Source organism: Nocardia sp. NPDC051911 (assembly GCF_040681035.1).
Taxonomy (GTDB): domain Bacteria; phylum Actinomycetota; class Actinomycetes; order Mycobacteriales; family Mycobacteriaceae; genus Nocardia; species Nocardia sichangensis.
On record NZ_JBFAXY010000020.1, the window covers coordinates 136,697 to 157,273 of the forward strand.

General features: G+C 69.9%; 12 protein-coding genes. 7 read left to right on the forward strand and 5 right to left on the reverse strand.

Features of this window, described 5'->3' with window-relative positions; translation table 11 throughout:
• Positions 1–238 precede the first annotated feature (238 nt).
• The gene (locus tag AB0L97_RS24140) at positions 239–1,702 is read left to right on the forward strand and encodes a subtype B tannase (RefSeq protein WP_364433294.1); all 1,464 of its coding nucleotides are present in this window, start codon (positions 239–241) and stop codon (positions 1,700–1,702) included.
• A gap of 144 nt (positions 1,703–1,846) precedes the next feature.
• Here the strand turns inward: AB0L97_RS24140 and AB0L97_RS24145 are convergent, their stop codons facing one another.
• Complete coding sequence (locus AB0L97_RS24145; RefSeq protein ID WP_364433297.1) at positions 1,847–5,320, reverse strand: indolepyruvate ferredoxin oxidoreductase family protein; 3,474 nt, start codon at positions 5,318–5,320, stop codon at positions 1,847–1,849.
• Between the two features lie 286 nt (positions 5,321–5,606).
• Between AB0L97_RS24145 and AB0L97_RS24150 the strand changes: the two genes are divergently transcribed.
• Entirely contained in the window at positions 5,607–6,086 is a 480-nt protein-coding gene (locus tag AB0L97_RS24150) for a hypothetical protein (protein ID WP_355073468.1), read from the forward strand.
• A 387-nt stretch (positions 6,087–6,473) separates the two neighbouring features.
• A complete protein-coding gene (locus tag AB0L97_RS24155) occupies positions 6,474–7,631 on the forward strand; it encodes a lipase family protein (RefSeq protein WP_355073767.1) in 1,158 nt (385 codons plus the stop codon).
• A gap of 54 nt (positions 7,632–7,685) precedes the next feature.
• On the opposite strand, the gene AB0L97_RS24160 is transcribed toward AB0L97_RS24155, so the two are convergent.
• The 3 genes from AB0L97_RS24160 to AB0L97_RS24170 all read right to left on the reverse strand — a co-directional run bounded on the left by AB0L97_RS24160 (position 7,686) and on the right by AB0L97_RS24170 (position 10,077).
• The gene (locus AB0L97_RS24160; protein ID WP_364433300.1) at positions 7,686–8,522 is read right to left on the reverse strand and encodes an SDR family oxidoreductase; all 837 of its coding nucleotides are present in this window, start codon (positions 8,520–8,522) and stop codon (positions 7,686–7,688) included.
• The gene (locus AB0L97_RS24165; protein ID WP_364433303.1) at positions 8,519–9,466 is read right to left on the reverse strand and encodes a patatin-like phospholipase family protein; all 948 of its coding nucleotides are present in this window, start codon (positions 9,464–9,466) and stop codon (positions 8,519–8,521) included. The genes AB0L97_RS24160 and AB0L97_RS24165 overlap by 4 nt, the downstream gene beginning before the upstream one ends.
• 62 nt (positions 9,467–9,528) lie before the next feature.
• Positions 9,529–10,077, reverse strand: coding sequence for a histidine phosphatase family protein (locus AB0L97_RS24170; protein ID WP_039796212.1), 549 nt, complete (start codon positions 10,075–10,077; stop codon positions 9,529–9,531).
• A gap of 108 nt (positions 10,078–10,185) precedes the next feature.
• On the opposite strand from AB0L97_RS24170, the gene AB0L97_RS24175 reads away from it, so the two are divergent.
• From AB0L97_RS24175 to AB0L97_RS24190, 4 genes are all read left to right on the forward strand, one after another.
• Complete coding sequence (locus AB0L97_RS24175) at positions 10,186–15,078, forward strand: ATP-dependent helicase (RefSeq protein WP_364433307.1); 4,893 nt, start codon at positions 10,186–10,188, stop codon at positions 15,076–15,078.
• Positions 15,079–15,114: 36 nt separating this feature from the next.
• On the forward strand, positions 15,115–15,897 hold the full coding sequence (locus AB0L97_RS24180; RefSeq protein ID WP_355073459.1) for a DNA-formamidopyrimidine glycosylase family protein: 783 nt from the start codon (positions 15,115–15,117) through the stop codon (positions 15,895–15,897).
• 148 nt (positions 15,898–16,045) lie between these two features.
• Entirely contained in the window at positions 16,046–17,407 is a 1,362-nt protein-coding gene (gene hpnE, locus AB0L97_RS24185) for a hydroxysqualene dehydroxylase HpnE (RefSeq protein WP_364433311.1), read from the forward strand.
• A gap of 56 nt (positions 17,408–17,463) precedes the next feature.
• Positions 17,464–18,030 (forward strand): TetR family transcriptional regulator, encoded by a 567-nt coding sequence (locus tag AB0L97_RS24190; protein ID WP_355073766.1) that lies wholly within the window; start codon positions 17,464–17,466, stop codon positions 18,028–18,030.
• 6 nt (positions 18,031–18,036) lie between these two features.
• On the opposite strand, the gene AB0L97_RS24195 is transcribed toward AB0L97_RS24190, so the two are convergent.
• Positions 18,037–19,770: a glycerol-3-phosphate dehydrogenase/oxidase gene (locus AB0L97_RS24195; protein ID WP_364433314.1), complete on the reverse strand. Its 1,734-nt coding sequence runs from the start codon at positions 19,768–19,770 to the stop codon at positions 18,037–18,039.
• Positions 19,771–20,577 lie beyond the last annotated feature (807 nt).

The window sequence follows — 20,577 nt, forward strand, 5'->3', positions numbered from 1 at the left end:
ACCCGACCGACGCGCCACCGGGCGGTCGTTGACCGCCGACCGGCAGGTTGCGCCCGACGCCCGCCTTTCGGCGGACGCGTCGGGCGCAGCCGCGCAGGTATGCCAGCGCGGCGTCTCCTACCGCTATCCTTCGATCTCAGCGACCCGATGACCAGCTGATTCGTTCCGGGCAAGAGTTCTACCGACGCCGCTACGGCCGCGACGCCGAACGCTTGCCACGAAGGCGAAGGAGAGCGCTGTGCGGCGCAGGGCGATGCTCGAGGGGTGTGTGGCGGCGGTTGCCGCACCGATGTTCGCCGCCTGCGGCCTGCTGAAAAGCGACGCGCAACCGGCGGACGAGTTGGCTTTCGACCCGGACGAATTCACGGTGCGGAAGAAGACCGTCGCCACCTTCGAGCGGGACAAGAACGTGACCTACCGGTTCTACGACAGCGTTGTCTACGTGGCGAAACCGGTGAACAAGACGTATCAGAGCTTGAACGTCAGCGTTCCCGTCGAGATCGACGGGAACACCGTCGACGCGAGCAAGGCTCCGATTCTCTTGAGCAACTCCATCGGCGGCTATCTGTCGTCGGCGGCCGAGGGCGGCAAGCCGGACGACGGCGGTGATCGGGACAGGAACCGCGAGCTCGCCCTCGCGGCGGGTTATGTCGTCGTCGAGCCCGGTGCGCGCGGGCGCGACCTGGTCGCCCCGGACGGCACGTACTACGGCGTGGCGCCCGCCGCCATCGTGGATCTCAAGGCCGCGGTCCGATACTTGCGGCACAACTCCGGCCGGGTTCCGGGAAACACCGACCGGATCGTCGCCACCGGGGTCAGCGCGGGCGGCGCGCTGACCGCGCTGCTGGCTGCCTCCGCCGACAACCGGATGTACGACCGGTATCTCGCCGAACTCGGCGCGGCGGACGCGAGCGACGCCGTTTTCGCCGCCGCTTCTTACTGTCCCGTGACCGATCTCGACCACGCGGACATGGCCTACGAGTGGAATTGGGGCGCCAACCCGCTGCGCTCCGGCGAACTGGACGCGACGGCCTCGCGCGAACTGAGCACCGCGTTCGTGGACTATCAGGCATCGTTGGAACTGCAAGGGGCGGACGGATTCGGGCCGATCACGGCCGACAACTACGGCAACTACCTCGTGCGGACCTACCTCGAACCGGCGGCGACCAGGTATTTGACCGCTTTGCAGGACTCCGAGCGTTCGAGCTACCTGGCGGCCAACACGTGGATCACCTGGTCGGGCGACCGGGCGGAGTTCACCTGGCCGAACTTCCTCGCGCACGTGGGCGAGCGGAAGAAGGGCGTGCCCGCGTTCGACGCCTTCGACCTGTCCTCTCCGGAGAACAACCTGTTCGGTGCCGGCACCGTCAAGGCCAGGCACTTCACCCCGTTCAGCCTGCGGCGAGCGACGGGCGACCCGGGCGCGCAACTCGACAGCGACCTGCCCGAGAAGATCAGCATGATGAACCCCATGTTCTTTCTCCGCCAACGCAATCCCGCCCGGGCGAAGCACTGGTGGATTCGCGTCGGCACCAAGGACACCGATGCGTCGCTGACCATCGTGGGCAATCTCGCCGCGAGCCTGGCGAATCTGGGCGACCAGGTCGACGCCGCGATGTATTGGGACGCGGGGCACGGCAGCAACGAGGACGCCGCGGATTTCGTCGCGTGGATCGGCAAGGTGACCGGCTACACCGGCTGAGGCGTTCGCCGACGGGTGGCCTTTCCACGAGCTCGCCGGGTCACAGGTGGCACACCGGACTCGGTTCGCGGCGAAGACCTGCTGAGGCGTTGGTCCCGGCAACGCCCGCGCGGCGCTCCGACCGGCCACCGGCGTCGGAGCCCACTAACAGCGCGGCGGCTCGATGCCGAGCTCCCGCAGACGTTCGATGTAGACCGCCACGCCGGCGAGTTTGATCTCCTCGTATCCGCGCACCACGTCGGCGAGCGCGGCCGCCCGCACGGCGCGGTCGTAGCCCGACCGGTCCAGCCCCTCGGCGAGGTCTGTCACCATCGCGGTGTAGTGAGTGCGCAACTCACGTTCCACGCGTCGCACGTGCGCGTATCCGAACGGGTCGAATCTCGTGCCGCGCAGCCGCTTTCCCTTGGCCAGCAAGCGCAGGGCGAAGTGGCTGCCCGGCCCCATTCCGATCTTGTCCTTCCGTCCCAGCGCACGCAGGACCGGCGGGTGCAGCCGATAGGTGAGGTTCGCCCCCTCGGGTACCTGCGCGGCGACCTCGGCCAGGAACGACGGATCGGTGAGCCGTCGCGCCACCTCGTACTCGTCCTTGTATGCCGTGAACTTGTACAGCCCGCGCGCGACCTGCTCGCTGAACTCGGTACGGTCGGTCACCTCGCGCTCGGCAGCCCAGACTCGTTGCATCGTGGCCACGTAGTCGCGCGCCATCGCAACGCTCTGGAAGCCGATCAGCTCGACGGCCCGCAGCTCGACCAGCCGCCGCGTCTCGCCCGTCGCGGTCAGCTCGTCGAACAGGTCCGCTGGCACCGGTACCGGAGTGCGTTCGGCCGTGCGACGCGTGGTGGCGGCGGCGAACTCCTCCGGCCGAGCTATCGCGACCCGGCCCCAGCGGAAGGCCGCGAGGTTGGCGTCCACGGCCACGCCGTTGATCTCGATGGCCTCCTCGATCGCCGTGCCCGGCAGCCGCAGGCCACCGAGTTCGTAGGCTGCGCCCACCAGGAGGAAGTTCGCGGCGGCAGTGTTGCCGAAAAGCGCCTCCGCGGCGGCGAGAGCATCGAAGGACCGCACCGAGCGCGAGACCTGTTCCAATCGCCGCAGCAACGTCGCCTCGCCGGGGTAGGTGACGGACCGGTCGTAGACCATGTCCCCGGTCGGGGTCTCGCTGGTGGAGGCGACCGAGACGGTCGTCTCGGCGCAGCCGTAGGCCAGGTTCTTGTTGTCGGTGGCGGCCAGCAGGTCGAACGCCACGATGCAGTCGGCCGAGGCCGGGGCCAGCCGGTTGGCCGGCTCCAGCGCCCCGGCGGCGAAACGCAGATGCGAGACCACCGGCCCGGCCTTCTGGCTCATGCCGATCTGGTCCAGGCTCGCCACCTCGTACCCGGCGCGCATCGCGGCGGTCGCCAGGACCTGGTTCACGGTGACGATGCCGGTGCCGCCGATACCGGCGAGAAAGACGTTCTGCGTGGTCGTCGGCGGTTCGTGCATCAGGTCCGGCAGCCGCGGCGGCTGCGGCGCGCGAACGGCTCGGCGCGGCTTCCGCGCGGCCGGGTCGGGCAGTTCGACCGTGACGAACGCGGGGCAGTCGCCCTTCAGGCAGCTGTAGTCGGTGTTGCACGAGGTCTGGTCGATCCGCGTCTTTCGCCCGAACTCGGTGTCCACCGGCTGCACCGACAGGCAGTTGCTCTGCACCCCGCAGTCGCCGCAGCCTTCGCACACCGCCTCGTTGACGACCACCCGGGTGCGGCGCACCGGCAGGGCGCCCCGCTTGCGCTGCCGCCGCGCGTCGGCCGCGCAGTGCTGGTCGTAGATCAGCACGGTGACGCCGGGGATCTCGCGCAGTGTGCGTTGCGCTTCGTCGAGGCGGTCGCGGTGCCATAGGAGGGCGCCGGGAGCGAGATCGCGCTTGCGGTAGCGCTCGGGCTCGTCCGCGCAGACGATGATCCGCCGGACGCCCTCGACGGCGAGTTTGTGGGTGAGCATCGGCACCGTGAGCGCGCCCTCGGCGTGCTGCGCGCCGGTCATCGCGACCACATCGTTGTGCAGCAGCTTGAAGGTGATGTTCACGCCAGCGGCGACGCACGCCTGCACGGCGAGCTGGCCGGAGTGGAAATACGTTCCGTCACCGATGTTCTGGAACAGGTGCGGCACGTCCGTGAACGGCGCTTGACCGATCCACTGCGCGCCTTCGCCGCCCATCTGGGTCAGCCCGGTGACCTTGCTGTCGGCGCGGCCGGACATGGTCACCAGGGTGTGGCAGCCGATGCCGCCGCCCGCCAGTGAGCCCTCCGGAACGGCGGTGGAACGATTGTGCGGGCAACCGCTGCAGAAGTAGGCCGCGCGCTTGGCGGGCAGCACCGACAGCGACAGCGGCTGCGGCAGCGGACGTTTCAGTTCGAGGTGCCCGTCGAGCACGCGGCGCAGCGGTGCGGCGACGCGCCCGGAGGTCAGTTCGCCGTCGGCGCCGAACAGCGGGCGGTCCGCCTCGTCACGCTTGCCGAGGATTTCCGGCGCGCCCGCGACCCCGTACAGGATGTCGCGGATCTGGGTTTCGATGAAGGCGGTCTTGTCCTCGACGACGATCAGCTGGTCGAGCCCGGCGGCGAACTCGCCGACCCGGTCGGGTGCGAGGGGAAACGGCATTCCGATGCGCAGCAGGCGGATCCCCGCGCTGTACAGCGCTTCGTCGTCGGCGCCGAGGTCGATCAGCGCTTGGCGGACCGCGTCGAAGGTGGTCCCGGTGGCGGCGATGCCGATCGTGGCGCGGGCCGGGTTCACCTCGATCACGTCCAGACCGTTGCGCGTGCTGTAGGCGCGCACCATCTCCCAGCGGGGACCGTAGAGGTCCGCTTCGGCGAGCAAGCTGTCGGCGGGCGCGGCCATCGGACGCTGCCGGTAGTGGAACCGCTGACCTTCCCAGTCGATTTCGGGCACCACGATGTCGATGTCAGCAACCGAACCGTCCACGGTCCACGCGCCGTCGGCGACGTCGGCGACGATCTTCAGCGCCACGAGGCAACCCGAGGCGCGCGACAGGGCGACGCCGTGCAGGCCCATGGTGATGATCTCGCGGGCGTTGCGCGGGAACAGCACCGGAATGTTCATCGCGGCCAAGGAGCGCTCGCTCACCGCGGGCACGGTGGAGGACTTGGCCCCCGGATCGTCGCCGACCAGCAGCAGGACGCCGCCGCGCGGATGCACGCCGTACATGTTGGCGTGGCGCAGCGCGTCGGTCGCGCGGTCCAGGCCGGGGCCTTTGCCGTACCAGACACCGACGACGCCGTCGTGGGTCGCCGCGCCCGCGGGCAGCTCCGCCTGGCTGCCCCACACGGAGGTCGCGGCCAGTTCCTCGTTCAATCCAGGGACGAACGAGATGTCGTGCTCGGCGAGCACCTCCGGCATGCCGGACAGCATCTTGTCGACGCCGCCGAGCGGACTGCCCTGATACCCGGACACGAACGTGCCCACTCGCCGCCCGGCGCGCAGATCACGCACATGCTGCTCCACCAGCTGCCGCGCGATGGCCTGCACGCCGGTGAGGACAACGGTCCCCGAGCCGACGCGGTAACGGTCGGCGAGGTCGTAGGGAGCTGCGATCAGATCGCGGTCGGCGAGCTCGGTCATCCGGATCCACCCGTCCGCTCGGCGCCGATCCGGCGCTTCGCATTGTTGAGCACTTGGTGCCGATATCGTGTCTCCGAAGATCTGAACGCACAACCTTTGAATACTAGGTTGAGCAATCTGCTCAATTCGACGTGTCATAGATGGGCACCGGCTAAGCACTGTGCGAGGTCGCTGTGACGACGCGCACACTCTCGCGTCGAGGCGTCCGGTCATTTCCGCGAGCCGCACCGGTGCCACACCGCGCATCCTCCGCCGCGCCCGCGCCTACCTGTGTGAAGGTGGAGAGGTGGCACTGCGCAGGATGGGTACGGCGATCGTCGCCGCCATCACGTTCGGAACGCTGACCGCGTGCGGGCAGCAGGCGGACCCGGCCGTGCCCGCCACTCCGGAGCGCACCGCGGAAGCGGCGGCGGGGATGCGGGCCGATCCGGGTCCCCGGCGATACGCGGGCGGGACGATGGTCGTCATCCCGCATGCCGCGGACCTGGAATCCAGTTCCGCCTTACCCTTCTCGGAGTACGACGTCGAGGACGGGACGGACAAGCTCGGGATCCACATCCCCGGCCCGGTCGGCTGCCCGAGCATAGGATTCACCGCGCGGGTGGAGGAATCGGCCGACCTGGTGAGCGTGCGATTGATCCATGGCCTGCATCGCGGCATGCCGCCGTGTCAGGGCGCGAACCCGGAGCAGAAGCGCGAGTACGGCGTGGTCGTCGTCGACCTGCAACGCCCGCTGGGCGGACGGGCGGTGCTCAGCTTCACATGAGCCGGATCAGCGCGCGACCGGGTAGGCCACCTCCGTTAGTGATCTTGTCGAATGGCGGGCCGCGGGCTTTGTGACTTGTCCGGTTCGCCTGTTCCGGAGCGGCGTCCGGAGAATGTCGGGCGCTATCTTCGCAGCGGATGGTGCCGCCTTCGCGGCTACCGGCGGTCCCGGAGTCGAAGGAGGTGCGGCAGTCCGCCATGATCGACTCAGGGTGCCCACGGCGGCGGTTCCTTCTGCTCCGCCCCGCAGTGAAGGTTCGCTGCGGTTCTCGTGTAGTGCCGGTGCGTCCGAAGCACCGACGTCGCGGCGTGCCCGCGGGGCGGTGGGTCGGTGACGGCTGACTTTCGAAGGAAACCCGTGTCCAGAGTTCCGTTCAGGATCGCGATCTTGCTGGTGAGCATCGTCTCGCTCGGCCTGCTCGGCCTGCCCGCTACTGCGCAACCCCTCTATCCCACTCCCGATCCCGATCCCTTCTACACCGCGCCGCCCGACCTGGGGGCGCTCACCCCGGGCGACGTCGTACGGAGCCGCAGGATCGACACCGGTATGTATGTCGGGACCGAGGGCTGGCAAGTCGCGTTCCGCTCCACCAATTCGCAGGGCAAGCCCGTCATGGGCATCACAACGGTCCTGATGCCCGCCGGGGTGAAGAATCCGCCGCTGGTCTCCTACCAGGCGCTGATCAATTCCCTCGGCACCCAGTGCAATCCGTCGCGCTCGCTGTTCAACGGCGAACTACAGGACGCGGTCGGCGCGATGTTGCCCATCGGACGCGGATGGGCGATCTCGCTGCCGGACTATCTGGGCCCCACCTCCGCCTACGGCGCCGCGCGCCTGGCCGGAATGATGACCCTCGACAGCGTGAAGGCCGTCCGCAAGGTCGCCGAACTGGGGCTGTCCGACTCCCCCGTCGCCATCGCGGGCTACTCCGGCGGCGGCATGGCCACCGCGTGGGCTGCCGCCATGCAACCCACCTACGCGCCGGATCTGAAACTCACCACCGCCGTGGCCGGTGGCATCCCCGCCGACCTGGAGGAGATGGCGATGGCGCTCGGCTTCGAGCCGCACCCCGGATTCGGCCTCGCATTCGCCGCCGCCATGGGGCTGGAGCGGGAGTACCCGGACCGGCTGCCGATCTCCGATCAGCTCAACGAGAACGGTTTGTGGTTCCGGGAATTCACCCACGACGCCTGCCGCCGATTCCTGCTCTTCCACGGCGCCTTCCGCAGCGCGGAGCAGATGGCGGCGTCCAAGAGCCTGATGGACAGCCCGGAGGCGCACGCCGTCCTGCGGGAGAACAGCCTGAAGTACTTCGACGGCGTTCCGACTGTGCCGACCTACATGTGGCAGGGCCGCTTCGACACCCTCACCTTCTACAACCCGGTCGCCGAGGTCGCCGACCGGTACTGCAAGGCGGGTGCGCGGTTGACGTTCCATACCGTCGACATCTCCGAGCACCTGACCGCGGCCGCCGCCGGATTCGCGGACGCGTGGAACTACGTCGAGGCCAGGTTCCGCGGCGAACCCGCACCGACCAGCTGCTGAACCCAGAAGACAAGCGGGCCCGGGAGTGCTTCTCCCGGGCCGCTTTTCGTTGCATCAGCTGATGGAACGCACCTCTTTCTCGTACTGCGCGCGGACCTTCTCGTCGGCCGGGTGCAACGCGCGATCCCCGTCGAACAGGCCCCGGATCAGGCGCACCGCGCGTTCCGGCGCGGCCGCCAATGCGATGTCGAGCGGGCCGAGGTAATTCGGCACGGCCACCTCGGCTTTGCGGGTGACGCAGGTGCGCACGATCGCGCCGGCGACGTCTTCCGGGTCGACGGTCGGCATGCCGTGGCCGAGTGTCAATCCCGAGGAAAGGCGGGTTCGCACGGCCGACGGCAGGACGCAGCTGACACTGACGCCATGCCCGGCGAATTCCAGGCGGGTCGCCGCCGAGAGACCGACCGCGGCGAACTTGCTCGCGTTGTACACGGCCAGCCCCGGAATCGGGACCTTGCCCGCCAGCGAGGCGACGTTGACGACATGGCCGCGACCACGCTCGATCATGCCCGGCGCGACGGCGCGCATGCCGTGGATGAGACCCCAGACGTTGATATCCAGCGTGGCCTGACCGACCACGTCCGGTTCGTCCAGGAACGCGCCCGCAGGCATGACACCGGCGTTGTTGACCAGCACGTCGATTCCGCCGACCGCAGCGGTCACCGCGTCCCATTGCCCGCGCGAACGCACGTCGAGTTCGAACGCGCTCGCCCCGATCGCGGCGGCCGTCTCCTCGGCGGCGGGTTTGTCCACGTCGGCGATTACGACCCGGGATCCTTTCGCGGCGAATAATTCCGCGGTGGCCCGGCCGATTCCCCGCCCGCCTCCGGTGATCAGGACTGTCGCCTCGCGCAGGTCGATCGCGGGGTAACCGGATCCGAGGATTCTCATACGAATGCTCCTTGTTCGAGCGTGCGACGGGTACTGCGCAGGCCGTGTTCGAAGGTGGCGAGACGGCGGCGGCCGTCCATGAAGTTCGGTCCCGTCACCGCGAGGTCATCGGCGGTCGCGCCAACGAACAGCACCTTCGTGCCCGCGGCGCGCAGTCGTGCGATCTCGGTGCGGAGCTTGTCGCTCATCCGGTTGCGCAGCTGCCGTTCCAGCAGGTGCCCAGGGCCGGTCGCCGGGATCCGGGCCGCGGAGGCCATCGGAGCCAGCACGAGGAGTTCGTCCAAGTTCTCGGCGACGAGCAGGTCCACCGAGGCCGTGGAGCCCGCGCCGCCGTCGACGAAGCGGCGGCCCCCGATGGTGACCGGAGGGAACCAGCCGGGCACAGCCCACGATGCCCGCAGTGCCGCGCCGATGGTCGCGGCGGGCGCACCGGGCGCGCCGAACGCGACGCGCTCGCCCGTCGCGTAGTCCATCGCCACCAGCCGGGTCGCCGGATGCGGCACCCAGTCGCGGCCGGGGTTCAGTCGTTCGGCCAGCCGTTGCAGCCAGCCCGGGTCGCCACCGCCGACCGGCAGCAGTCCGCTGCCCGCGGCCAACAGCGCCTGGCCCGGCTCCTGGCGACGCAGCGGCAGTCGGGGCGAGCCGAGCCGCGGGCGCGGCAGCGGCGGAAACCGGCCTGGCTCGGCGGCGCGGTGCTCGCGCAGGATCGGGTCGGTCGCGGTGCCGCGCTGCAACGCGACCAGGTCGTCCACCGAAACGCCACTGCCGAGCATCGTCACCGTCTCCGCACCCGCCGACGTGCCGAGCAGCACGTCCGCCTCGCGCGGATCCCAGTCGAGCACGTCCCGGGCGGCGACGAGGGCGGCGACGATCCAGGCCGCCCCCACGGTGCCACCGCATCCGATGGCCAGGCCGCGCCGCTGCGACCCTTTGTTGTTACTCATAGTCTCAGACACTAGCCCGGCTCGGCCCGAAAGCCACCCCCTCGAGCGGTCGGTATCCCGGCTCAGGCCGTGAAGTGCAGCGTCCATTCGCCGCGATAGTGCAGGCGGGTGACGCTGCCGGGCGGGATATCGATGCGCCAGAACGACTTCGGTGGAGCGTCCAGCGTCACCAGCAGCGCGGCCCGGACGACCGCCGGGTGGGTGACCGCGATCGTGGACACCGACCGCGCGGCGACCTCGGCCATCCAGAGCCTGGTCCGTTCGATCACGTCCAGCACGGACTCGCCGCCGTGCCCGCGGAACGCCGGGTCGGTCAACCAGGCGTACAGCTCATCCTGGGGCACCGACATAAGTTCGCCGCCGCGCCACGCGCCCGCGTCCAGGTCGCGCAGCCGGTTGTCCTCCTCATCCGGCAGCAGCCCCAGCAACGCGGCGGTCTCCACCGTCCGGCGTTCCGGGCCGGTGAGCACGCGCGCGGCGGTGAGCGGCCCGCATCCGGCCACCGCCCGCCTGCCCGCCTCGGTAAGCGATTCGTCCACCGGGAACCGTGCCTTCCGCATCGCCTCGGTCATCCCATGGCTGACCAGGTCGAGTCTGAGCACTTTTTGCACCTGTCGAAGCGTACGGCCCGGCGTCGACGGCCGTTGTTCGATTGCTCCCGCTTCGCTCGTGAAACGGTACGGGCGTGCTTGTCGGTGGGCCGGTGCACACTTGAATCCATGGCCCCGTTCTCCCGCGCGACCCAGGAGTGGTTCGACGGCGCGTTCCCCGCGCCGACCTCCGCTCAGCTGGGCGCGTGGAAGGCGATCGCGGCGGGCGAGCACACTCTGGTCGTCGCGCCCACGGGGTCCGGCAAGACGCTCTCGGCGTTCCTGTGGGCGATAGACCAGCTGGCCGGCCGGGAACGGCGGCCGGAGCGGGCAGGCACTTCCGTGCTGTACGTGTCCCCGCTGAAGGCGCTGGCGGTGGACGTGGAACGCAATCTGCGAGCGCCGCTGGTCGGCGTCACGCAGACGGCGAAACGCCTGGGACTGGAGCCGCCGGAGATCACCGTCGGGGTCCGTTCCGGCGACACCAGCGCGTCCGATCGGCGGTCCATGCTGCGCACCCCGCCGGACATCCTGATCACCACGCCGGAGTCGCTGTTCCTCATGCTCACCTCGGCGGCCCGCGAGACGCTGCGGGACGTGCGCACGGTGATCGTGGACGAGGTGCACGCGATCGCCGGTTCCAAGCGCGGTTCGCACCTGGCGCTGTCGCTGGCCCGGCTGGATCTGCTGACCGAGCGGGCCGCCCAGCGCATCGGGCTGTCGGCGACCGTCCGGCCGCCGGAGGAAGTCGGCCGGTTCCTGGTCGGCAACGCGCCGATCACCCTGGTCGCGCCGCCCGCGCCCAAGACGTTCGACCTGTCGGTGCGCGTGCCGGTGGCGGACATGACCGAGCCCGGCGACTCCGACCAGCCTGGATCGATCTGGCCCCACGTGGACGAGGCGATCGTCGAACTCGTGCTGGAGCACCGGTCCTCGATCGTGTTCGCGAACTCCCGCAGGCTGGCCGAGCGGCTCACCGCCCGGCTGAACGAGGCCTACGCGGCGCGGCTGGGCGAGCCGGTGGAGACCGAGCACAAGCCGCCCGCCCAGCTCGGCCCGTCCACCGAGGTGATCCACGGCGCCGGGCCCCTGCTGGCGCGCGCGCACCACGGTTCGGTCAGCAAGGAGCAGCGAGCGCTGATCGAAGACGATCTCAAGAGCGGGCGGCTGCGCTGCGTCGTCGCGACCAGCAGCCTGGAACTCGGCATCGACATGGGCGCGGTCGACCTGGTGGTCCAGGTGGAGGCGCCGCCCTCGGTGGCCAGCGGATTGCAGCGGATCGGGCGGGCCGGGCACCAGGTCGGCGAGATCTCCCGCGGGGTGATCTTCCCCAAACACCGCACCGACGTCATCCATTGCGCGGTGGCGTCGCGGCGGATGACGGCCGGACAGATCGAGGCGATCCAGATCCCGGCGCATCCGTTGGACATCCTCGCGCAGCAGACCGTCGCCGCGTGCGCGCTGGACCCGATCGACGTCGACGCGTGGTTCGACGTCGTGCGCGGCACCGGCAGCTACGCGTCGCTGCCGCGCTCGGCCTACGAATCGGTGCTGGACCTGCTCTCGGGGCGGTATCCGTCCGACGAGTTCGCCGAACTGCGTCCCCGGCTGGTCTGGGATCGCGACGCGGGCACGCTCACCGGGCGGCCCGGCGCGCAACGGCTGGCCGTGACCTCGGGCGGAGCGATCCCCGATCGCGGCATGTTCGCGGTGTACATGGTGGGCGAGAAGGCCTCCCGGGTGGGGGAACTCGACGAGGAGATGGTCTACGAGTCCCGGGTCGGCGACGTGTTCGCGCTCGGGGCGACGAGCTGGCGGATCGAGGAGATCACCTTCGATCGGGTGCTGGTCACGCCCGCGTTCGGACAGCCGGGGCGGTTGCCGTTCTGGCACGGCGACGGGCTCGGTCGGCCCGCCGAACTCGGCGCTGCGCTCGGTGAATTCGTGCGCACGGTCGCGCAGGACCTCGCCGCCGAGGCGTCCACGGGTGCCGGGAAGACCGCACGGCGCGATGCGGGCACACCTCCGAAGGCATCGAAACAGACTCGCGCGCAGGCGGATTCGATACCCAACGGCACGGGTCGCGCGCCCGCGGTACCGGAGCGCGTCGCGGATATCATGCTTTCCGCCGGTCTCGACGACAACGCGACCGCCAACCTGCTCACACTCCTGGACGAACAGCGCACCGCGACCGGACATCTGCCCACCGACCGCACGCTGGTGGTGGAGCGGTTCCGCGACGAACTAGGCGACTGGCGGCTGGTGCTGCACTCCCCCTACGGTCTTCCGGTCCACGCTCCCTGGGCGCTGGCCATCGGGGCGCGGCTGCGCGAACGGTTCGGTGTGGACGCCGCGCCGAACGCCTCCGACGACGGCATCGTCGTGCGGCTGCCCGATACCACCGACGATCCGCCCGGCGCCGAACTGTTCGTCTTCGAGTCCGACGAGATCGATGACATCGTCACCGAGCAGGTGGGCGGCTCGGCGCTGTTCGCCTCGAGGTTCCGCGAATGCGCCGCCCGCGCATTGTTGCTGCCGCGCCGCGACCCGGGCAAGCGAGCGCCGCTGTGGCAGCAGCGGCAGCGCTCGGCCCAGTTGCTGGACGTGGCGCGCAAGTTCCCCGAATTCCCGATTCTGTTGGAGACGGTGCGCGAATGCCTGCGCGACGTCTACGACCTGCCGTCGCTGCGCGACCTGCTCGGACAGGTGGGGCGGCGCCGGATACGGCTGGTCGAGGTGGAGACCGCGACGCCGTCACCGTTCGCCAACGCCCTGCTGTTCGACTACATCGGGCAGTTCATGTACGACGGCGACAGCCCGCTGGCCGAGCGGCGCGCCGCCGCGCTCTCGCTCGATTCCGGTCTGCTCGCCGAGTTGCTCGGCCGGGTCGAGCTGCGCGAACTGCTCGACGCCGCGGTCATCGAGCAAACCGAGCGAGAACTGCAGCGGCTCACTCCGGAGCGGCACGCGCGCGACGCCGAGGGCTTGGCGGATCTGTTGCGGCTGCTCGGGCCGCTCACCGCCGCCGAAGCCGCCGAGCGCTCCGACGAGGATCCCGTCGCCTGGTTCGAGAGCCTCGTGTCCGCACGCCGTGCGCTGGAGGTCTCCTTCGCGGGGCGCAGCTGGTGGGTCGCGGTGGAGGACGCGGCCCGGCTGCGCGACGCGCTCGGGGTTCCGCTGCCGATCGGCACACCATCGGCGTTCATCGAGCCGGTGGCCGATCCGCTCGGCGATCTGGTCGGCCGCTACGCCCGCACACACGGCCCGTTCGGCACGGAGGCGGTGGCAGCCCGGTTCGGGCTCGGCACCGCGGTCGCCGCCACCGCACTACACCGGCTCGCCATCGAAAAACGGGTGGTCGAGGGGGAGTTCACGCCCGGAGCCGCCGGGGCGGAGTGGTGCGACGCGCAGGTGCTGCGCCGGCTGCGCCGCAGATCGCTCGCCGCCGCCAGGCACGAGGTCGAGCCGGTCTCGACCGCAGCGTTCGGGCGCTTTCTCCCGTCCTGGCAGCACGTCGGCAGCGGCGAACTGCGCGGCGTCGACGGCGTGGCGGCCGTCGTGGAACAGCTCGCGGGCGTGCCGATCCCGGCGTCCGCCTGGGAATCGCTCGTCCTGCCCGCGCGGGTGCGTGATTACACCCCGGCCATGCTCGACGAGCTCATGGCGACGGGTGAGGTGATCTGGTCCGGGCACGGCGCCATCACCGCCAAGGACGGCTGGATCGCCCTGCATCCGGCCGAGCAGGCGCCGTTCACCCTCGCGCCGCCGGACGAGGTCGATCTCACCGATGTCCAATTACGCCTGCTCGCCGCGCTCGGCGCGACCTTCGTGCCATGGACGCCACCCGGCCCCGCGGAAACCGTGCCGGATCGACCGCCCGTGCCGTTGGACGAGCCGGATCCGCCGACCGGCAGTGCGTCCGACGGTCACGGCGCGCGCAGGCGATCCGCCGAGACGGCCGGTGGCGCCACACCGAACGAGTCGGACAACGGCCGACGTGGCCGACGATCACCGGTCGGCTCGGAAGACGCAGCCGGTGCGGGACATTCGATCTCCGGCGCTCCCGCGGAACGACTGATACCCGTGCCGCAGGGCGGCGGCGCGTACTTCTTCCGGCAACTCTCGGATGCCACCGGCCTGCTCGACGACACCGCTGCGGCCGCAGCGCTGTGGGAATTGGTTTGGGCCGGAATGGTTTCCGGTGACACGTTCGCGCCGGTACGGGCGTTGCTTTCCGGCACGGCCCGGACCACGACGGCCCACCGCACGCCCCGCCGCGCCCCGCGAGGACGGGCCTACCTGCCCCGGCCGAGCATGCCCACCCGTTCCGGCCCGCCCTCGGTCGCCGGGAGATGGTCTTTGCTCCCGGAGCGGGTCTCGGACAACACGCTGCGCGCCCACGCGACCGCGGATCTGCTCCTGGAGCGGTACGGCGTGCTGACCAGGGGCTCGGTGCAGAACGAGGGCGTGCCGGGCGGGTTCGCGCTGATGTACCGGGTGCTCACCGAGTTCGAGGACCGAGGACGCTGCCGCCGCGGTTATTTCGTCGATTCGCTGGGCGGCGCGCAGTTCTCCACCACCGACGTGGTGGACCGGCTGCGCTCCTTCGATCCGGAACGGGCCCGTCCCGAGTCCAGGGAGCCGACCGGCACGGTACTGGCACTGGCCGCGTCCGATCCGGCGAACCCATACGGCGCCGCTCTGGCCTGGCCGAAGAGCGACGTGGAGGGCGGGCATCGCCCCGGACGTAAAGCCGGAGCGCTCGTCGTGCTCGTCGACGGTGAACTGGTGCTGTATCTGGAGCGGGGCGGCAAGACCCTGCTCACCTTCACCGAGGACCCCGGCGCCCGCCGCGCCGCCGCCGCGGCGCTCGCCGACCTGGTCCACCGCCGCCGGGTGGACTCGCTGGTCATCGACCGGGTCAACGGAGACACCGTGCATGGCAACACGTTCGCCGGGTTCCTCACCGAAGCCGGCTTCTCCGCCACCCCACGCGGCCTGCGCCTCCGGAGCCGCCCGTGAGCCCGCGATTCCGCGCCGACTCGGCGGAGCTGTCGTATGCCTGAGGGGGACACCGTCTTTCTCGCCGCGAAACGGCTTCGCACCGCGCTGGAGGGCAAAGAACTGACGCGCAGCGACTTCCGCGTACCGCGATACGCGACGGTGGATCTGCGCGGACAGGTGATCGAAAGCGTCGGCAGTTACGGAAAACACCTGTTCATCCGCACGCCCACCGTGAGCGTTCACACCCACCTGAAGATGGAGGGCAGCTGGCGCGTGTTCCACTGCGGACAGCGCTGGACGAAACCGCGCGTCGCCGCACGAGTCGTCTTGAGCACCGCGGACGTCGAAGCCGTCGGGTTCTCCTTGGGCACCGTCGAGGTCGTGCGGGTGGGCGACGAGCACCGCATCGTCGACCATCTCGGACCCGATCTGCTGGGCCCGGATTGGGATGCGGCGGAAGCCGTCCGGCGATTGGCGCGGTATCCGGATCAACCCATCGGCGTCGCGCTGCTGGATCAGCGCAATCTCGCCGGTATCGGGAACATCTTCCGCAGCGAGGTGTGTTTCCTGCGCCGCGTCCACCCCGCGACCAGGGTCGGCGACGTCCCGGACCTGTTGGCCATGGTCAACGAAGCACACCGCATCCTCGCCGAATCGGTGGCCAAGCCGCCGCGGCGCGCTCTGGCCTACGGCCGAACACACCGTCCGTGCCAGCGCTGCGGCACCCCACTCGTCGCCGACCTACTCGGTGACACCGCACCGGATCACGACCGCGTGGTGCAGCGAGAGCGGGGCATCTTCTTCTGCCCTCGATGTCAGCCCATCCCGGCCGATTGATCCGATGCCGCGAGTCCCGGTTTCCGACACGGCGATCCGCCACGCCGCGCGCTAATTCGCTGCCTTACAGCCGATATCGGCCGACAACTCTTGACGAGCACTTCCCGCCCACCTAACTTACAATTTGTCAGTTATGGCGGGAGGCAGCATGGGCGACCCACGGCGATACGTGGTGATCGGGGGCGGCCTGGCCGGACTCGCCTCGGCGGTCTGGCTGGCGGAAGCGGGCAAGCAGGTCACCCTGCTCGAACGCAGAGGCAGGCTCGGCGGACGCACCCACGCCATGCGCGCCGCGGCGGTGGACGATCCACCGGACAACGGCCAGCACGTGATCGCCAGCGGATACGACCACCTGTTCCGCTATCTGAACAGCGTCGGCACACGGCAGTACGTCGCTTTCCCACATGGCGGCACACTGCGCTGGCCCGACGGCCGCAGCGTCACCATGCGCACCAAAGGAATCGCCGCGCTGCGCACGCTCTCCGGCGCGCATCCCGATGCGAACCCGCTGGAGCGCGTGCGCGCGACGATCGCCACGCTCCGGCTCGGCTGGCAGTGCCTGCGTCAGCCCGCCGACCTGCCCGGCCTCACCACCGAGCAATGGTTCGACCGGGTCGGCATGCCCGCCAAAGCCCGGGAAGCACTGTGGGATTGGCTGGCGCTCGGCATCGCGGCGGAGCCGGTCCAGCGGGAGTCGGCGAAGGTGTTCGCCGATGTGATGGCCACGGGCATCCGGCTGGGCCTGCGGCACCGGCAGGCCGTCGACATCGGTTATCCGACCACCGATCTGGACACGTTGTATGTCACCGGGGCGTTGCGTGTCTTCGAGAAGCACGGCGTGCAGGTGCGCTATCGAGCCGTGGCGCGCCGGATCCACATCGTGGACGGGAAGGCCAGCGGCGTCGCGTTGGCGGACGGCAGCACGATCCCGGCCGACGCGGTGGTGTGCGCCGTGCCCAACTCGAACATCGGCGGCCTGCTCGACGATCTACCCGAGCACGCCGAGATCTACGCGGCGGCCGACAAACTCGGCTACACGCCGATCGTCAGCACCAACCTCTATCTCGATCGCCCACTGGGGACCACGGCCGAGTTCGAGGCGCTGATCGGCGGCACCGGCGTCATCGACGAGGTCTTCGATCGCCAGCGGATGACCGGGCGCAGTACCGCGAAGGCCTGGCTGTACTGCCTGACCACCAGTGGCGCCTACGAACAGATCCACAAGTCCGGCGACGAGATCGTCGCCGAGCAGATGGCGCTGCTGCGCCGCTACTATCCGGCGGCGCGAGCGGCGAACGTGGTACAGGCCCAAGTCGTCCGCATGCCGAAAGCCACCTTCTCCCAAGTCGTCGGCAACCACGCGTTGCGCCCGAGCCAGCGCACCTCGGTGCCCACTTTGACCCTCGCGGGTGACTGGACCGCCACCGACTGGTCGGCGACGATGGAAAGCGCGGCGCAGAGCGCGGCGCGGGCGGTCGAGCTGCTGCTCGAGCTACCTTCGACGGCGTGACCACCGACCGCTCCACGGCCGAGCGCGGTACCAGCGAGGCGCGGCCGAAGCGCCGGATGTCCGCCGCCGACCGCCGTACCCAGCTGCTGAACGTGGCGCGCGACATCGTCGCCACCGAAGGCTTCGGCGCGGTGAGCATCGACCGGGTGGCCCGCGAAGCGCGGGTCGCCCGTGCGCTGGTGTACCAGCAGTTCACCGACCTGTCCGGGCTGACGTCGGCGCTGCTGGACCGCGAGTCGGCCATCGCCTTCGCCGGTGTGCGCAGCGTGGACTGGGACCACGGTGACGTGGACCGGGTCGGTCGCGGCATCCTCGCCTACCTGCGCGCCGCGCCGACCAGTTGGCGGATCATGCTCAGCCCGTTCGACGGCGGGCCGCCGGAGCTGCGCGAGCGACTCGCGCTCGGTCGCGCATACGCGCGGGCGATCGGCGCGCGTCATCTGTCCAGATACCTCGGGGTCACCGTGGATCCGAATGGTCCGACAGAGCGAATCCTGTTGGCCGCCATGGAGGAACTGGCCCGGCTGCACCTCACCGACCCGAGCGCGTATCCGGACGAACTGGTGCTGCGCTACCTGCGCTCGCTGGTCGGCTGGGCCATGGCGATGGAAGCGCCCGACTGACCACACTCAGCCCTCCGACGGCACCGGCTCCAGGATCTGCGGGCGCGGCTCGGGCGCGGCGATCCGCAGGGCATCGGCGGAGGCGTCGTCCGGTTGGGTCTGCGATTGGATCTCCGCCTCGACCCGCGCCTGATAAGTGCGTACCTCCCGGTCGATCTCCTCGTCGTCCCAGCCCAGGACGGGCGCGACCAGCCGGGCCACCTGCTCTGCGCAATTGGCTCCGCGGTGCGGGTACTCGATCGAGATCCGGGTCCGCCGGGCCAGGATGTCGTCGAGATGCAGGGCGCCCTCGGCCGCCGCCGCGTAGACCGCCTCCACCTGGAGATAGGACGGCGCGTCCGTGATCGGTTGCAGCAGTTCGGGTTGGTCCTCGGCGAAGGCCATCACATCGGCGATCAGCGAGCCGTACCGATCCAGCAGGTGCTTGATCCGGTACGGATGCACCCCGTAGGTCTCGGCCAGCTGCACCGTCTGGTTGACCAGCGCGAAATAGCCGTCGGCGCCGAGCAGCGGCACCTTCGCCGTGATCGACGGTGAGACCCGGGCCGGTATGTCCTGCGCCGCTTCGTCCACCGCGTCGAGAGCCATCACACGATAGGTGGTGTACTTGCCACCCGCGATGCCGACCAGACCGGGTGCGACCCGGGCGACGGCATGTTCACGTGAGAGCTTGGAGGTCTCGTCGCTCTCCCCGGCCAGCAACGGGCGAAGGCCCGCGTACACGCCGTCGATGTCGTCCGGCGTGAGTGGCTGAACCAGTACTTGGTTCACCCGTTCCAGCAGATAGTCGATATCGGCCTTGGTCGCGGCCGGATGCGCGAGGTCGAGATTCCACTCGGTGTCGGTCGTGCCGATGATCCAATGCGCGCCCCAGGGAATGACGAACAGCACCGATGTGGCGGTGCGCAGGATGATCGCGGTGTCGCTCACGATCCGGTCGCGTGGGACCACGATGTGCACGCCTTTGGAGGCCCGCACATGGAACCGGCCGCGCTGATGCGACAGAGCTTGGACTTCGTCGGTCCACACGCCGGTCGCGTTGATCACCACATGTCCACGGACCTCGCCCGCGCGGCCGTCCTCGGTGTCGCGCACCTTCACACCGACCACCCGATCGGCTTCCCGCAGGAATCCGACGACCTGGGTGGACGTGCGGATCACCGCACCGTAGTGCGCGGCCGTGCGCGCCACCATCATGGTGTGGCGTGCGTCGTCGACGACCGTGTCGTAGTAGCTGACACCGCCGATCAGCGAATCGCGCCGCAACCCGGGCGCCAGCCGCAACGCGCCCGCGCGCGTGAGATGCCGTTGCCCGGGAACGGATTTCGCCCCGCCCATGGTGTCGTACAGGACCAGGCCCGCCGCCACGTACGGACGCTCCCACACGCGGTTGGTCAGCGGGTACAGGAAGCGCAGCGGCTTGACCAGGTGCGGCGCCAGCATGGACAGCGCGAGTTCGCGCTCGCGCAGCGCCTCGCGCACCAATCCGAACTCCAGCTGCTCGAGGTAGCGCAGTCCGCCGTGGAACATCTTCGACGACCGGCTGGACGTCCCGGACGCGAAATCGCGGGCTTCGACCAAAGCGACCTGTAAGCCCCTGGTCGCCGCGTCCAACGCGATGCCGGCCCCGACCACGCCCCCACCGACGACGACCACATCGAAATGATCTTTGCCGAAGCGCTCCCAGGCCGCACTGCGCTGCTCTGGCCCGAGAAGCTGCGATTCCGGTTTCTTCGCCATGCTCGACTCCTCCAGCGGATGTGTCCGATCGAGCGTTCAGATCCAGGCTAGGCGAACCGCCGCGAATCGACCGCCCGCGCCCCGGCCCGTGTCGCCCCGTCCTACTCGTCGGTAACAATCCCAACCCTAGCCGAGCGGCGACCCGTCCCCACCGCCCAGTGAGCCACACAACAGCACACTCCCGCACTCACAACCCCGCCGCCACAACGACCGGATCGCCTCATCAGACCCAGCACAATTGCGACCGAACCGAGACCGAGCAGCCGCCCAGGCAGGGCAAAACACCCCGGCGGACCGGCAACTACTGCGGCCTCATGCACAACGTCTCGAATTCGCCCCACGAGTCGCACGCGCCCCGCCACAGCCCGAACGGCCAACACGCCTGCCCCTCCGGGCAGTCCCGGCCGAGTCACACGCGCCGGCGGCCAACACAGCCGACTCGTACCCGACAACTCGCCGAACCGATCGAGCCGACACCAGAGCTACCACCAACCGCGCGCACCCGGTAGCAAGCCTCGACCCCGACGCACCCACGCCTTCGAAGCGAAGCGAGACCGAGCATCCGCCGTTCGCGGCCCGGCTCGCGTTTGCGCGGCCGCCGCGTACACGACGAAAGGAGAAACAGACCGCCGGACCCGCAGCCAGCACTACAACCGCGTGCACCTGGTAGCGAGTTCCTACACCGACGCGCCCAGCGCACCCCAACCACGTCTTTCGAGCGAAGCGAGACCGAGCATCCGCCGTTCGCGGCCCGGCTCGCGTTTGCGCGGCCGCCGCGTCCGCGACGAAGGAGCAAGCGGCGGTCGC

Coding starts and splice junctions, on each gene's coding strand:
- AB0L97_RS24145 (WP_364433297.1), bottom strand. CDS start 5,320: ATGACCGAGCTCGCCGACCGCGATCTGATCGCAGCTCCCTACGACCTC.
- AB0L97_RS24160 (WP_364433300.1), bottom strand. CDS start 8,522: ATGAGAATCCTCGGATCCGGTTACCCCGCGATCGACCTGCGCGAGGCG.
- AB0L97_RS24165 (WP_364433303.1), bottom strand. CDS start 9,466: ATGAGTAACAACAAAGGGTCGCAGCGGCGCGGCCTGGCCATCGGATGC.
- AB0L97_RS24175 (WP_364433307.1), top strand. CDS start 10,186: ATGGCCCCGTTCTCCCGCGCGACCCAGGAGTGGTTCGACGGCGCGTTC.
- AB0L97_RS24180 (WP_355073459.1), top strand. CDS start 15,115: ATGCCTGAGGGGGACACCGTCTTTCTCGCCGCGAAACGGCTTCGCACC.
- hpnE (WP_364433311.1), top strand. CDS start 16,046: ATGGGCGACCCACGGCGATACGTGGTGATCGGGGGCGGCCTGGCCGGA.
- AB0L97_RS24190 (WP_355073766.1), top strand. CDS start 17,464: ATGTCCGCCGCCGACCGCCGTACCCAGCTGCTGAACGTGGCGCGCGAC.
- AB0L97_RS24195 (WP_364433314.1), bottom strand. CDS start 19,770: ATGGCGAAGAAACCGGAATCGCAGCTTCTCGGGCCAGAGCAGCGCAGT.